The sequence below is a fragment of the Crystallibacter degradans genome (genome assembly GCF_012952295.1).
GTDB lineage: Bacteria > Actinomycetota > Actinomycetes > Actinomycetales > Micrococcaceae > Crystallibacter > Crystallibacter degradans.
The window spans coordinates 1-12,798 of the sequence record NZ_JABBCH010000028.1 but is presented as its reverse complement, the minus strand read 5'-3'; the positions used below and the strand labels follow the sequence as shown (position 1 = coordinate 12,798).

11 protein-coding genes and 1 pseudogene are annotated in these 12,798 nt (G+C 64.9%); 3 read left to right on the top strand and 9 right to left on the bottom strand.

The window, feature by feature from the left end:
- Window positions 1-33: 33 nt before the first annotated feature.
- The 3 genes from HGO92_RS22000 to HGO92_RS21990 all read right to left on the bottom strand — a co-directional run bounded on the left by HGO92_RS22000 (window position 34) and on the right by HGO92_RS21990 (window position 2,790).
- On the bottom strand, window positions 34-987 hold the full coding sequence (locus tag HGO92_RS22000) for a hypothetical protein (protein ID WP_169998688.1): 954 nt from the start codon (window positions 985-987) through the stop codon (window positions 34-36).
- A 315-nt stretch (window positions 988-1,302) separates the two neighbouring features.
- Window positions 1,303-1,680: a hypothetical protein gene (locus HGO92_RS21995; protein ID WP_169998686.1), complete on the bottom strand. Its 378-nt coding sequence runs from the start codon at window positions 1,678-1,680 to the stop codon at window positions 1,303-1,305.
- A gap of 51 nt (window positions 1,681-1,731) precedes the next feature.
- Window positions 1,732-2,790, bottom strand: coding sequence for a GmrSD restriction endonuclease domain-containing protein (locus tag HGO92_RS21990; protein ID WP_169998684.1), 1,059 nt, complete (start codon window positions 2,788-2,790; stop codon window positions 1,732-1,734).
- A 138-nt stretch (window positions 2,791-2,928) separates the two neighbouring features.
- Here HGO92_RS21990 and HGO92_RS21985 point away from each other — a divergent pair, with 138 nt between their 5' ends.
- The 3 genes from HGO92_RS21985 to HGO92_RS21975 all read left to right on the top strand — a co-directional run bounded on the left by HGO92_RS21985 (window position 2,929) and on the right by HGO92_RS21975 (window position 5,300).
- Window positions 2,929-3,783 (top strand): alpha/beta fold hydrolase, encoded by an 855-nt coding sequence (locus tag HGO92_RS21985; protein ID WP_169998682.1) that lies wholly within the window; start codon window positions 2,929-2,931, stop codon window positions 3,781-3,783.
- A 602-nt stretch (window positions 3,784-4,385) separates the two neighbouring features.
- Window positions 4,386-5,054 (top strand): hypothetical protein, encoded by a 669-nt coding sequence (locus HGO92_RS21980; protein ID WP_169998680.1) that lies wholly within the window; start codon window positions 4,386-4,388, stop codon window positions 5,052-5,054.
- A 60-nt stretch (window positions 5,055-5,114) separates the two neighbouring features.
- Entirely contained in the window at window positions 5,115-5,300 is a 186-nt protein-coding gene (locus HGO92_RS21975) for a hypothetical protein (RefSeq protein ID WP_169998678.1), read from the top strand.
- A 231-nt stretch (window positions 5,301-5,531) separates the two neighbouring features.
- Here HGO92_RS21975 and HGO92_RS21970 read toward each other — a convergent pair whose 3' ends face one another.
- The 6 genes and pseudogenes from HGO92_RS21970 to HGO92_RS21945 form a co-directional block, all read right to left on the bottom strand.
- Window positions 5,532-5,984, bottom strand: a complete 453-nt coding sequence (locus HGO92_RS21970) for a DUF4913 domain-containing protein (protein WP_169998676.1) — start codon at window positions 5,982-5,984, stop codon at window positions 5,532-5,534.
- Window positions 5,981-7,738 carry a TraM recognition domain-containing protein gene (locus tag HGO92_RS21965; protein ID WP_169998674.1) on the bottom strand — a complete coding sequence of 586 codons (1,758 nt, stop codon included), beginning with the start codon at window positions 7,736-7,738 and terminating at the stop codon, window positions 5,981-5,983. Before HGO92_RS21965 ends, HGO92_RS21970 begins: the two co-directional genes overlap by 4 nt.
- Window positions 7,735-9,318, bottom strand: a complete 1,584-nt coding sequence (locus HGO92_RS21960; RefSeq protein WP_169998672.1) for a helicase HerA domain-containing protein — start codon at window positions 9,316-9,318, stop codon at window positions 7,735-7,737. The genes HGO92_RS21965 and HGO92_RS21960 overlap by 4 nt, the downstream gene beginning before the upstream one ends.
- Before the next feature lie 187 nt (window positions 9,319-9,505).
- Window positions 9,506-10,819: pseudogene (locus tag HGO92_RS21955) on the bottom strand (SCO6880 family protein); the annotation flags it as partial.
- Window positions 10,803-12,113 (bottom strand): TrbL/VirB6 family protein, encoded by a 1,311-nt coding sequence (locus HGO92_RS21950; protein ID WP_169998669.1) that lies wholly within the window; start codon window positions 12,111-12,113, stop codon window positions 10,803-10,805. The gene HGO92_RS21950 and the pseudogene HGO92_RS21955, both read right to left, overlap by 17 nt.
- A gap of 1 nt (window position 12,114) precedes the next feature.
- Entirely contained in the window at window positions 12,115-12,657 is a 543-nt protein-coding gene (locus HGO92_RS21945) for a DUF8175 domain-containg protein (RefSeq protein WP_169998667.1), read from the bottom strand.
- Window positions 12,658-12,798 lie beyond the last annotated feature (141 nt).

The following is a 12,798-nucleotide window of genomic DNA, read 5'->3' as shown; positions in this document are numbered from 1 at the left end:
GTACCATCTCAATAGGGCCTGCGCCCCCTGCGGTCAGCCGCGTTCGGCGAACGGCGGCACGTGGTGGTTTGGGCTGAACGGTCTGAACCAGTCCTCGAACTTCATGGACGGCGCCCCTTCCGGGCTGGCCTCCGGATCGTTCTCGAAGCCGTCCATGGCCGGGTCGAACAGCATCATTGAGTCGGCGAGCCGCAGGAAACGCTGTTCCAGCATGGCCACCCAGTCCGGCGGTAGCTCCGCTTCGAGCTCCAGGTCGTCGGCCAGGTATTCGGCCTCGTCCAGCAGGCAGCGCACGGCAAGCTCCTGGGCAACACAGGATGGCTCCTTCCAGCCGGCGGCCAGATTCATGGTGAGGTCGTTGCAGACCGCAAGGAACCGGGCAGCGAAACGCACGTCGTAGCGGTGGGCGTACTGCGGAGGCAGGCCGCCGATCACATACGTCTCGTCGATGTCCGCGGCAGTGGGCTTCCGGTCCCTGAGCAGGTCAATGTCATTGAACAGCTCATCAACCATGGCCGCACCCGCATGCCAGAGCAATCCGGCCAGCACCAGGGCACGGTGCCTGGTCGGTTCACGTTCAGCCTCTGGGGCATCCGGCTTGTGGCCAAGGAGCTCGAGCTCGATCCCGCCGGCCCGCTCCGAGGCTTCCAGCAGTGCGGCGACCGCATTGTCGCCGAGCCCGGTGTCCGCCGGCTCCCGCTCATCCTCTCCCCCAGTCACGCTGGGCATCACTAGGTCCGCCAGACCGTGGCCTTCGGCCGGTTCGACCTTGCCGCGTAGGAGGCGGATACCCGGCACCTCGGCGGCGACGGCCAACGGATCCAGGGAGACAGCCAGAGCCGCGAAAGGGCCGGACGAGGCCATGGCCAGATGCTCCGGCGTTTGGGCCTTGGCGACGGCGTAGTTCTGTAGCTCCCCCGGGTCGGTGATGTCCACGTCGATGGCAATGTGGATGGACGCTTCGACGGGCTGATCGGGGATTTGCATGCGTCCAACCCTACGCCCGGTGCCGTGGCTGAATCATCGGCGTGCACCATCCAGTATCCGGAATTGCCTTCCCCGGCACAACGGTAGACATGGACAACGGGCCGTCCGCCATTGTGGGAGAAAGCCGGCGTAATCTGTTATCGCGGGTGCCCTTGGCTGACCACTGTCTCCTCCTACGTGTACCTGGACCAGGACCCAGACCGTCCCCCGCCCCGACAACGCAGAGCATTCCTTCGACGTGCCGGTCCGGCCCGAAGCCCTCGCTCGACCGGCTGCCAGAGGCCGGGCTCAGCCGACGGCCAGGCTACGCCTTGGCTACCTCGCGAGCTGCCCCAGGGCAAGAACTGCAGCGGACAATGCGACACCGGCAGCGCTCCACGGACTCGCGGCGACAGCAATAAAGAAGACAGCGGTCACGATGAGGCTCAGGACTCCGTGTGTCACCAGCAAGGTCAGTCCCGGATGCCAGCCGGCGGCGGCGATTGCGATGACGCCGCTGGCGAGGGAAATCACCCCGACGCTGAGTACGGCGCTGAGCAGCAGGGCCAGCGGATCGGTCGGATGGGACATGACCGTGTTGATGCCGGCAAGCGAGGTCAGCAGGGACCAGACAGCCAGGACGAGCGCGGCGACACCCGCGCCGATCCGCGCCCCCGGTCTCCCGGTACTCCCACCCGTATCGCTTGCCTTCATACTGTCCCCCTTGATTCTGCAGCTTCCGGCGAAGCTACCCGGCATCACCGGTCAGCTTTCGCAGCCGACCCCGTCACCGTCGCGATCGAACTTCTGATCCCAACCGAGGTCGCCGACCTTGATCGGGGCGGCGCCGTTCGCCTTCACGTCCGCGCAGTTCTCGTACACGATTGTTTCTTCGTCCGACCCGGCCGGAGCATCCTGCTTCTGCTGGGCGGCCGGGGCCTGCTGCTTCTGCGCTGATTGCTTGGCGGCCGATTCCTTTGCAGGAGCGTGCTTGGCCGGGGCTTCCTTCATGGCTACCGGCACTGCCACTCCCCCGTTGTCGGCCGGAGCCGGCTGGTCCGGGCAGGACGAGGTGAGGATGTTCTTGATGGCGTCGTGCTCGGCCTGGGTCATCCACAGGTCGTACTTGGCCTTCACCGCGGTCTGCAGGGCCACGTATTCGCAGCGGAAGCCCTTGTTCGGCGGCAACCACGTTGCGGCATCGGAATCAGACTTTGCACCGTTGGTGGGGCCGTCGGCGGCCATCAGGTTCAGCGGGTCGTTGGCGAAGGCTTCACGCTGGCTGGCCGTGAGCTGCTGGGCGCCCTTCTGCCAGCCGTCGGAGAGGGCGACGATGTGGTCGATCTGGACGAGCGTGCTGGTCTTGTTGCCACGGACGAAGTCGATGGTGGTCGCCGTGAAGGGGTCGGCCAAGGTGCCGGTCAGCACCACGCAGTTGCTGGTGCCGGGCTTGAAGGTCTCGTTGACCAGGTCGCGCTGGAGGATGTCGTTGCGCGCATCGCACCCGTTGCGGTCCGGGTCCAGCCAGCCGTCGCCGAACTGCTCCCGCGAGTAACCGGTCTTCGGCGCGCGGCCCTTGATGTCGATGGTGGCCAGCTGCTCCAGCGCGGTCCCGGACGCAGCAGGTACCTCAGCCTTGGCAGCTTCCTTGGCCGGATCTTTGGTCGGGGCCGGGGAAATCGCAGCAGACGGAGCAGCGCTCTGAGAAGTTTCGGCGGCACTTGCAGGGGCCGGAACTTCGGTCTCGGCGGGGGTACAGGCTGCCAGCGACATGGCGGCGAGCAGGGCGGCGGTCAGCGACAGGCGGTAGCGGTTTTTCTGCATGGTCCTCATATGTACGGGAGACCGGGCGGATCTCACCGATCAAGCGTAGTAGTGGGAAGCCCGGCGGGAGCGAAGGCTCGCGGCGGCAGCCTCGCGGTCGTACGCTGGCTGTACCGGCTGGAAGCAAGGAGGCAGCCGATGGAAGAGGAACGTCGAACGGTGATCCGGCCGGGCGCCACACTGGCCGTCTATAGCTATGGCCCTGCTCCGGCCCCCGGAATACCAACCATCCTGTTCGTCCACGGCTACCCGGATGACCATACGCTCTTCGAATATGCCGTACCGGCGCTGAGCACTGACTGCCGTGTCATCACCTACGACACCCGCAATGCCGGTGCGTCCCGCACCACTAGTAAAAAACTGGACTACTACCGGCTGCCGGCCCTGGTCGATGACCTCTTCGCCGTGATCAACGCCGCGGGGGCGGGACCGGTCCATCTGGTGGGCCACGACTGGGGATCCATCCAGGGCTGGGCGGCGATCCAGGATCCCCGTGCCAAGGAGCGGATCCTGAGCTTCACCAGCATCTCCGGGCCGGACTTAGGGCATCTGCGCCGTTGGTTCAAACAGCGGCTTCGTCGGCCGCTGTTGTGGCCGCAGGCGTTGGGACAGATGTTGCGCAGCTCGTATGTCGCCTTCTTCCAGCTGCCGGTGCTGCCCGAACTTCTCTGGCGGAAATTCCTGACCGCCCGTTTCGAGAAATTTGCCGGCCGCGGCATCGGCGACAACGGAGTCCGCGGCCTGGCCCTCTACCGGGCGAACTCGTTCCGCCGCCAGCAGCTGTCGGGCCGGTGCAGCGTTCGGGTGCAGGTTGTCGTGCCGCGGCGCGACCCGTTTCTTTCGCCGCGCCTGGTGGACGGGGTGCAGGAATGGGTTCCGCAGCTGGAAGTCGTGGAGGTGGACGCCGGGCACTGGTGGCCGCCCGAGCACATACGGTCCTTCGTTCAACATCTGCGGAATTGGATCGCTGCGACAGGCACATCACCGCAGTGACGCTTTCGCCGCTCCGCTCCTACAGCCGAATCAGGCAGCAGCAAGACTGAATCAACAGTTGCGTCTGGCATCCACGGCACTCGAGCACTGGTTTGAACCATTCAACGAAGAACGGCACGTTCCGCCCTACGCCCGCTGACCGCTCCTCCTCGTGAACTACAGGTGTGCCTACTCCACGCCGATGGTGGCGAGTATGTTCCGTGGCCCTGACATCCGAATCGATCAGAAGTCACGTTTGTTGTCGGTGGTGGGGTGATGGCGTGCCAGGAGGCTCGTGCTCTTTGTCCGTTGTCACCGAAGTTGGCAGTGAGCATCGCCATGCTCATTTACGCCTTCAAGCCGGACCGCGCCGCTGATTTTAGCCTCAAGACGGCGGCCGGCAGTAGGCGACTGGCGCCTATGCCGGGCTGGTGGACCATCGGCGAGCAGTGGTGGCTCCCAGGAAGATGGGGTGTCGGACTGGCCTTGATCGCCTCCGGCCTGATCGCACTGCTGATTCTCCTCTACTGCTTTCGCAGATTCCGCCTGCCACGAACTTCATCGCGCCGTGGGGACTCAAGGATTTAGGTTTACCCGCAGTTCCGGAACGCGCCCATACACTGGTGGCAATCGGCACTCAACAGAAACGGGACACAATGATCGTCGTCGAGCCTGAGTACATGTCCCTGTCCTACCGGCTGAAATACCAGGGTGTGCCAGACCACCGCGGGTATCCGGAGACTTACCCGTTAACGTGGCAGATCGACATCAGCGCCGACGTCTTTGAAGACGACGAAGGTGACGGAGAAGAGCACAGCATCGGCTCCGCGGTGGCCCACACCGTTCCGGACGCCGGGCTGATTAATCTGTTCGACACGCTCGACGCCGTCGACCAGGAGCTGGCCTCCTTCGGCGAGGTCCTCGGGATCATGCGCCCCGACGTCCTGGAAGAAGCCGGCATGACCGTATTCGGCGGGGATCTACTGATTCTGTCCAACGTGGAGATCAAACCCGACTACCAGGGGCAAAAGCTCGGACATCATGTCCTGCATGCCGTACTGGAGACCATCGGACGCAACACGGACCTTGTCGTGCTGCGCGCGGCGCCTCTGCTGGAAGATGATGCACCGGACGAACTGCCACCGGAGCACGAGGCGGCCAAGGCGGCACTGAGGTCGTACTGGGAATCCTTCGGCTTCATCCCGGTACTCAAAGACGACCACGGTGATTACCTGGTCTACTTCGTAGGCCGGGACGACGACCACGATGCAGGTGACAGCTTGCCTCTATGAGCCCAACCGGACTTTGAAGACCTCGTCGTCTCCTCCTCGAGCCTGCTCTAATCTGGGCCCATGGACTTGGCGGTTGTACTTATCCTGCTCGGGCTGGTTCTGGGCATTCCAACAATTATGTACCGGTACTCGCGGCCCCGCAGGTCCGGCGAACCGTTCGGACCTGTGCGGGCGGTTCTGCTCAGCCTGAGTCTAATCGGACTGCTGTGCGCTGCTATGGGCGCGGTCATGTTGTTCGACGCCTAAACAGCCTATGCTGTCTTCGGTTTGTTGCCCGAACGCCGCCGCCGCGCCATGGGCCTGAACGAAGCAGCCGGCTACCTCGGCCTAGCCGGCACGCTCGATATTGGACAATGACCGTGTGCGTCGACGTAGCGGATCGTCCAAAATGCTCTGGACACTCGGGGTGGTCTCGGTCTGGCTTGCCACCGCAATAGTCCAAAGTCCCTTGGACTATTGCTCATGGCTTTCTGACGTTCATCGCACAGCCGTTGGCGTACTAGCCGTATCCCTGGCGTCGGGGAACCAGCCTGTCGGCGCCCGTCGCGGGTCCAGCCGGTCAGGGTCGCGATGGGTTTTCATGTCGCAGTTGTAAAAGGGGCCGTGGGGGTCGAGGAGGACGCGCATGTGGTGGTCGGCGTGGTCGCGCCACCAGACGCTGGCGCCGGTGGCGCCGTCGAGGCGGAGGTGTTCCCAGGATCGCCAGAGCGCCTCCACACGTGCGACGGCTTCGGGGTGGAAGAACCATTCGATGCACCATTTGGCAGAACGTCCGTCCACATCACGCACATACGTTGGCAGGAGCTGTTCGAAGAGGAACTCTTCGGCCGACCCGAACACCAGCTCCGGCTGCTTACCGTCGACCGGATCTGGTGTGTCCTGGCTGTTTCCGTTTTCCGTGCCGGCGAAGAGGCCGATTTCGACGCTCATGCCTGTACCTGTCCGGTGAGTGCTGGTTCGTCGGTTTCTTTGCGCGGGCTGTGGGCTGTGAGGGATGCTTCGACGGCTTCTTTGTGCGGGCCGGTGTACCAGGGCAGGGTCTTGACCAGGGTGGCCGGTGCGCCTGAGGCCAGGACGACGGCGCGGCCGCGGTCGAGTTCGGCGAGGTTGGAGACATCGAAGATGCGTTCCTTGCCTTCCTGCCGGGAGCGGCTGCGCCCGTTCTTACCGCTCGAGACCGAGTGGTTGGTGTAGCTGTAGTCGCCGATGAGGTCGGAGAGGGCGCGGAGGAAGCCGTCTTCGGCCACTCCCCCGCCGTAAACCTTGATGTTCGCGGCCGACCAGATTTTGCGCATGTTCGCCTCACCCCACAGCTCGACCCCTTGGGACCAGGACTGCAGGATGCCCATGACGATCAGGCCCTTGGACCCGTAGTGGCTGAACTGATCCGGCAGGGCCGCCCAGCGGACCACGTTGGCCAGTTCATCCAAGGCAAAGACCGCCGGGGAGTCCAGCCGGCCGCCGCTGCGTTCGGCGCGTTCTTCCATGGCTTCGGCGATGGCCACCGTCAGCGCCGTGGTCAGCGGTGCCGCGGAACCGGCCCCTTCCTTCGACAAAATGTAAATTGTTTCCCGGGACCGGGCGAACGCGACCGGGTCGAACTGCGGCCTCGGATCCGAGGCCACCGTGGCGCCGTTCTGTGGTGCGACCCAGCGCAGGGTGTTCCTGCTTTTAAGGCACTGGATCATTTTCTCGGCCGTCCCGAAGATCCCGTCGCGCTGCTTGTCGGCGAGTTTTAGGGTCGATTCCAGCCCTCGGTACTGGAGTTCGTAGCCGTGGTCTTTGAGGATTTCGATGGGTTCCCGGCTGACCTGCTCCGTCACCCACAGATACACCTCGATGATCGACAGGCCGCCGAGGGCGGCGGCGAGGAAGTAGGAAGAGAGGATGTCTTCGGCCTTCGGGTCGAAGTAAGCGTCGGCCTTGGCCCCGGGTAGGCGGGAACCGACCGCGAAGTGCTGCGTGAGCTTGAAAGCCTTCTCCTCGTCTGTGACATAGGACAGCGGATTCCACCACCAGTCGGGTTCTCCCTGGGCGATTTTCTGCGGATCAAACACCCACACCGGTGCGACCTTGTCGCGGACGCCGCGGGTGCCGTCGATGACGTCGCGCTTGTTCGAGGTGGAGACCACGGCGCCGGGGGCGTCGAGGATCGCCGGGATCACCCGGGAGGTGGTTTTACCGGTCCGGGGCCCCCAGATGTCGAGGCTGAGGTCTTCCCACGGCTGGATGAACTTCTGTCCGGTGGCAACGACGCGTCCGACGGTGATGCCTGGGCTGCCGGTGACGCCGAGCCTTTCGGCAGTGGCACGGGCGCCGCGTTCGGAGAACGCGGCCAGTGACTTGCCCCGTCCCAGATAGGAGGCGGCCTTATCCACCCGGGCCCGTTTACCGGAACGCCGCACCGCCATCACGGTGATCGGGATGGCGATCAGCAGCAACAGGACAACCATCCCGGTGGCAACCAGCGTGGATTCCAGGGGCCAGGGGATCTCGCCCTTGACCAATCCGGAGACCAGCACGGCCGGATGATTCGGGGGCTCCGGGAGACCGGCAAGGGACGAACCCCAGTGCGCGGCCGCCCACGTGCCGCCGAGGACGGCGGCGAGCAGGCCCATAACGATGAAGAGCAGGATCCCTTCGGTGAAGTCATTGGCCCCGCCTTTCCGGTTCGGTGCGCTCACGATCCTTCCCCTCCCCCGGTGCCGGCCGCAGGGGCTTCGGCCATCAAAGGTGTGTCCGTCTGGTGCCAGAGTTTGTTGGTGTCGTTGAGTTTGGCTTCGACGTTGGTGAGTCCGATGTGGACGGGGATACCGGGGCGCCCGCCGACCTTGATGAGGAACCGGCCGCGGCCGGGCGGTTCGGCCTGGACGCCGCGGGAGTCCCAGGCGGGCGGGTCCTGCCAGGAGATGAGTTTGTGCTGTTCCTGCCGGGATAAGGGGACGGCGGCGGTGAGCAGGGGCATTTCGGAGGCGGGCAGTCCGGCGCAGATGACCATGCCGGAGCGTTCGACGAAGCCGCGGGCTTTCATCCGGTCTTCCTCGTTCGGGAGAGCGAGGAGGTCGGACATGGTGTGGGAGATCATGACTTGTCCGACGCCGTAGGAGCGGTTGAGCCGGGTGAGCGCGTCGACCCGGTCGACCATGCCCTTGCCCGCGCGCAGCGCCCGCCACAGCTCGTCGAGAACGATGAGGTAGTGGCGGCGGGGTTCGAGGCCGGCGTCGGCCAGGGCGTTGGCGACGTTGACGGTGCCGAAGCCGTAGGACCAGCAGGCGAGCAGGACCGCGGCCTGCAGGTCGGTTTCGGTTTCGTCGATGCTGGAGACGTCGAAGACCACGGCGGCGTCGCGGCGCATGGGGTTGGTTGTGTGGCGGGAGAAGATCTCCCCGAGCTTGCCTCCGCCGGTCAGGCCGAGCAGGGTCGCTTCCAGGCCGCGGGTTTCGGCCTGGTAAAGGTCCCAGTCGCCGCGGTTCAGGGCGACCTGCTGCAGCTCATCCGGTCCCTGCTGGATGACGTGGAGCAGGTCGGCGAGGACGGGGACGCCGTCGAAGTGCTCGTCGAGCCAGCGCAGGGCGCGGTCGAGGATGGTTTGTTCCTGATCGGTCGGCGGCTGGTTGCGGCTGATGGTGATCAGGGCGATGACCATGTTCAGGCGGCGGGCGTGCGCGTCGGCGAGGACCCGGGCGCGGGCATCGCCGGTCAGCCGTTCCGCGGCTTCGAGGGCTTCGCCGGGGTCGAGGATGTTCAGGTAGCCCCGCCCCCTCCCCAAGGGGATGACTTGCCCGCCGGTGGCGCGGACGAGGTCGACGTGTTCGCCCTTGAGGTCGCCTAGGACGAGCGGGTGCGTGCCTTGGCCGGCGAGGCCGAGCATCATCCGGCGGACCAGGGTGGATTTGCCCAGTCCGGGTTTGCCGAGCACGAACGCGGAGGGGTTGGAGATCAGCCCGGCGCGTTGGAACCAGCTGATCGGGTCGCAGCAGACGGTAGCCTGTGTTTCCTCGTGCCGGCCCAAGGGGACGCCGATCATCGGCGACGACGTCCCGGAGGAGAACGGCCAGAGCCCGCAGACCTGGACCGTGGTCCCCCGGTACTCCTTCATTGCCGGTAGCAGGGCCGCGGTTCCGCCGCCGGGGCCCCGCCACCCGCGTTGGCCGGGAAGCTTTTCCCGCACCATGGGTGCAGTCTTCTTGGCCTGTTTCGGCTTTTGTTCCGGCGTCGTCGCCGGGGCCGTGCGGGGTTTTTTGCGGATGAGCAGTGGTGCCATTCTTAGAGGGCCTCCCGGATCTCGCTGGGCAGCAGGACGTGTTTGGGCAGCACCAGGCCGATGGGCAGGGTCGAAGCGAACGCGGTGTCCTGGGCGCCGTAGGCCCGGCGCAGCACCAGCCTCGCGGCTGTTCGACCGCTGCCACGGCATCGGGCAGCCGTCCTGGGTCGGTGACGGTGGCGGTGACGACGAGGCCGAAGTTCACCAGTCCGGCCCCGGCGGCTTCTTCGGCGGCGGTCTGCGCGGCCGAGCGGGCGTCCACCAGGGCGCGGGCGGAGGGCCGGTTGCCGGAGGTGATGCGCACGTTGGCGTTGTTCTGGTCCGATTCGACGACCTGCGCGGCCCGGGCTGAATCCATCGGCCGGTAGTGCAGGGTGATGCGTTTGCGGTCGACGTCGCCGTGCGGGGCCAGCAGCCTGGACAGGACGTTGGCGTGGACGGAGCCGCGCGGGGCGCCGGTCATGGTCCACGAGACCGAGCAGGCGCCGTCGTGGCGGTAGGCATCCCAGTCCGCCTGCGCGGCGGTGGGCCCGGCCTGGTCCCAGGACAGGGCGACAGGGTGCCCGGCGGCGTGGGCTTCGTCAATGATCAGCGCGGCGGGCGGGTCGTAAGCCACCCGGACCGTTTCGCACAGTTCCTGCGCGGGCATGGGCCGGGCGATTCCGGCGCCGGTGGACTGCAGCCGCTGCCCTAGGCCCGGGATGCGGGAGGCCAGGTCCCGGGCAACTTCCTCCGGGGTGCGTTTGCGCGAGCCCGGTCGCAGGGCGGCGGTGAAAGTGAGGGTGATCCAGGCGCGGACGGTGGCGGAGCCTTCGGGGTAGGTGCCGATGACTTCGTACAGCATGTCCTTGGCGATCTGCGGGGCGTGCGGGTCGATGTTCAGCTCGACTTCGTTGCGCAGCCGGTACCCGGAATCCGGGGCGGTCTCGATCGTGACGGAGGCGGCTTCCAGGCCGGCTTCGTCGCCGAGGCCGGCGAGCCAGCCGCCCCAGTTCGCGACCCAGTTATCGATCTGTTCCGGATCGACCAGGGACGCGCCGTCGGGTTCGGTGGAGAACACCACGCTGTAGTGGTTCGTGCTGGTCAGGTGCAGCAGGGCGAACGGGCGGCTGTAGGAGTCGTGAAACTCGTACAGCCGGGACTTCGACGCCAGTCCCGGCAGCTGGTACAGCCCCCACCCGGTCAGTCCCAGCGGTCCCGACCGGTAGAGGTTGCTGCCGGTGCGCCGGGAGCGGTTGAAAAGGAGGCGTTCACCGATCCGGTCCAAAGGGGTCAGGCCGTGCCGGTCCCTGATGGACAGCAGCAGCAGGACGATCCCGAAAACGGCCATGACCGCCAGGCCTGGAAACAGGCCCCAGATCGCAAAGCAGATGATGCCGGTGATCATGCCGATCAGGATGATCCCGGTACCGATGGCGCTGAAGTTGCCCAGCCCCGCCGACCGTGGAATCCGCCAGTTCCCGTACGTCGGTTCCTTGTACTCACTACCTGTTGCTGCCACTGGGACCCTCCCCCGCTGCTTCTTCCGAGACTTGTTGTGCTGCCTTGGCAGCCTGCGTAGCGGCCGAGGCAGCCGCTCCTGCCGCTACTCCGGCCGGTCCTGCGGCGGCCCCAGCCTTCGCCCCCGTCGAGGCGCCTGCGGCAGAGGAACCCGCAGATGATGCTCCGCTGAAAGCAGGCGTCTTGCCTCCCGCCCCGGCAGCCGCCGAGGAGCCGGAGGATTTGCCCGCGGCAGTGCTGCCCTTGCCTACGCTGCCTGTAGCCGAACGGGTTGCGGCGGAACTGTTTTCTTTGTCCCCGCCGGTCTTGCTGGCGCTGCCCGGGATAGGGGAAGAATTTCCCCGTCCGCTTCCAGAACGGCCCAATGAGACGGCGCCGGTCGCGGCCGCCCCGAGGGCGGCGGCGGCAAATGCGCCGCCACCAGTGCCGGCAGCAACAGCGCTGACCATCGGAGCAACGAGGCGCATCAACGCCGGCAGGGCCAACAGGGCCACGATCATCAGGGCAAGGCCGGTAATGGAATTGACCAAGACATTCGCACTGGTGCCCATGTCGGTTCCCATGAGTTTGAACGCTGCAGCGTAAACGACGGCGGCCGTCGGCTTGTAGAGGATGAAAGCGATCGTCCATCCCACGGCTTTCTGGAACCATTGCCGGCCCATCTCCGTGTTCGTGAACGACGCTGTCGTGGGCAGGATTCCGGCCAAGATGACCAAGATTCCGCCGCGGACGATCATCAGCGCAACTTGGACCAGCGTGGTCAGGATGCCGATCAGACCGAGGACGATCAGCAGAAAGGTACCCACGTGTTGCTGGTCCAGCAGTACTAGAATTCGCAAGGCGTTAGCGAAGCCTAGTCCGTCGGTAGAATCCTCGATGATCCAGATTGAGAATTTATCGAGAGCGACAACGAGCAGGGCAACCACTGCCAGGCCCATACCGGAAACCAATGTCAAGGTCAGCATGGCCCGCAGCAGGCTGCGGACCGGCTCCCCACGCTGTTCCCATGCCAGCCGCATGCCGCCGATAATGACAGCCAGAACGGCCAGGGAAGCAGTGAAATACCAAAGCCCATCCTGGAGGAAATCAACAGTGGGTGACGGTGACTGGCCATCAACGGTGGTGAGATTTATCGAAGGCATTGCGACCCAAAATACGGACAGCGCGCTGACCATCTCGCTCAGGCCATCCATGATCGCTGCAGCTAAACCTTCTATGCCATCAGTAGCGACCCTGGCTACGAATTTGCCGGTCTTGCAGCTGAATTCAAAAAGGCCGCATTCCTGCTCAGGCATGTCAGACTCCGGACCAGGGAATGTAGCCACTCAAGTCATTGAGTTGAACAGGGTCATTGATGAGTTGGCCTGCATCTCCAATCTGGATCTTCCAATCTCCCTCCGACCATCGCAGCGGCATATTGATGTGTCCCACAGCCGTATTGTCCAGACGGAAGGCGATGTCGATATGGGCTTCTTGTGGTGAGTAGGAGTCAATTTGAAATCCTGCAACCTGCAGCGAGGAGGATTCGGAAGGTGTACCTTCCGAATCCTCCATTGCCTTGTCGCGGCCCGGACCGGGCAGCGTTAAGTCTCTAATCATGCCTTTCTGAATCTCGGCATCACCTGTGGAACCGAGCGCAAGAATATTTGCGGCGGCGAAAAGCGCACCCGTGGGAGAACGGGCAAAGCAAGAGCGCAATCCGGTTTCATCGACGAGTCCCGGCCCATGTTGAGGATCAACGGGCGCCGCTACCTTACCGACAAGTTCCCATCGGCTCTCCGGAGCACTACCAAGCGCCGTAATATCGCTACCAGGAAGGCCGCATACGCTTTCGTCCACGCCCGCCCCTGGATTGCGGCCGTATGGTTTTGTGAGACAGCTTGTAAGGAGCCCTCACGTTAATGTCGGATCGTAAGAAGTACACCCAGAAGTACAAGGAAGACGCCGTGGAACTGGTGCGTTCCTCGGGTCGTCCGATCG

Bases quoted from the DNA above. Each gene is read 5' to 3' on its own strand.
- HGO92_RS22000 (WP_169998688.1), bottom strand. From the start codon at position 987: ATGCAAATCCCCGATCAGCCCGTCGAAGCGTCCATCCACATTGCCATC.
- HGO92_RS21995 (WP_169998686.1), bottom strand. From the start codon at position 1,680: ATGAAGGCAAGCGATACGGGTGGGAGTACCGGGAGACCGGGGGCGCGG.
- HGO92_RS21990 (WP_169998684.1), bottom strand. From the start codon at position 2,790: ATGCAGAAAAACCGCTACCGCCTGTCGCTGACCGCCGCCCTGCTCGCC.
- HGO92_RS21985 (WP_169998682.1), top strand. From the start codon at position 2,929: ATGGAAGAGGAACGTCGAACGGTGATCCGGCCGGGCGCCACACTGGCC.
- HGO92_RS21975 (WP_169998678.1), top strand. From the start codon at position 5,115: ATGGACTTGGCGGTTGTACTTATCCTGCTCGGGCTGGTTCTGGGCATT.
- HGO92_RS21970 (WP_169998676.1), bottom strand. From the start codon at position 5,984: ATGAGCGTCGAAATCGGCCTCTTCGCCGGCACGGAAAACGGAAACAGC.
- HGO92_RS21960 (WP_169998672.1), bottom strand. From the start codon at position 9,318: ATGGCACCACTGCTCATCCGCAAAAAACCCCGCACGGCCCCGGCGACG.
- HGO92_RS21950 (WP_169998669.1), bottom strand. From the start codon at position 12,113: ATGCCTGAGCAGGAATGCGGCCTTTTTGAATTCAGCTGCAAGACCGGC.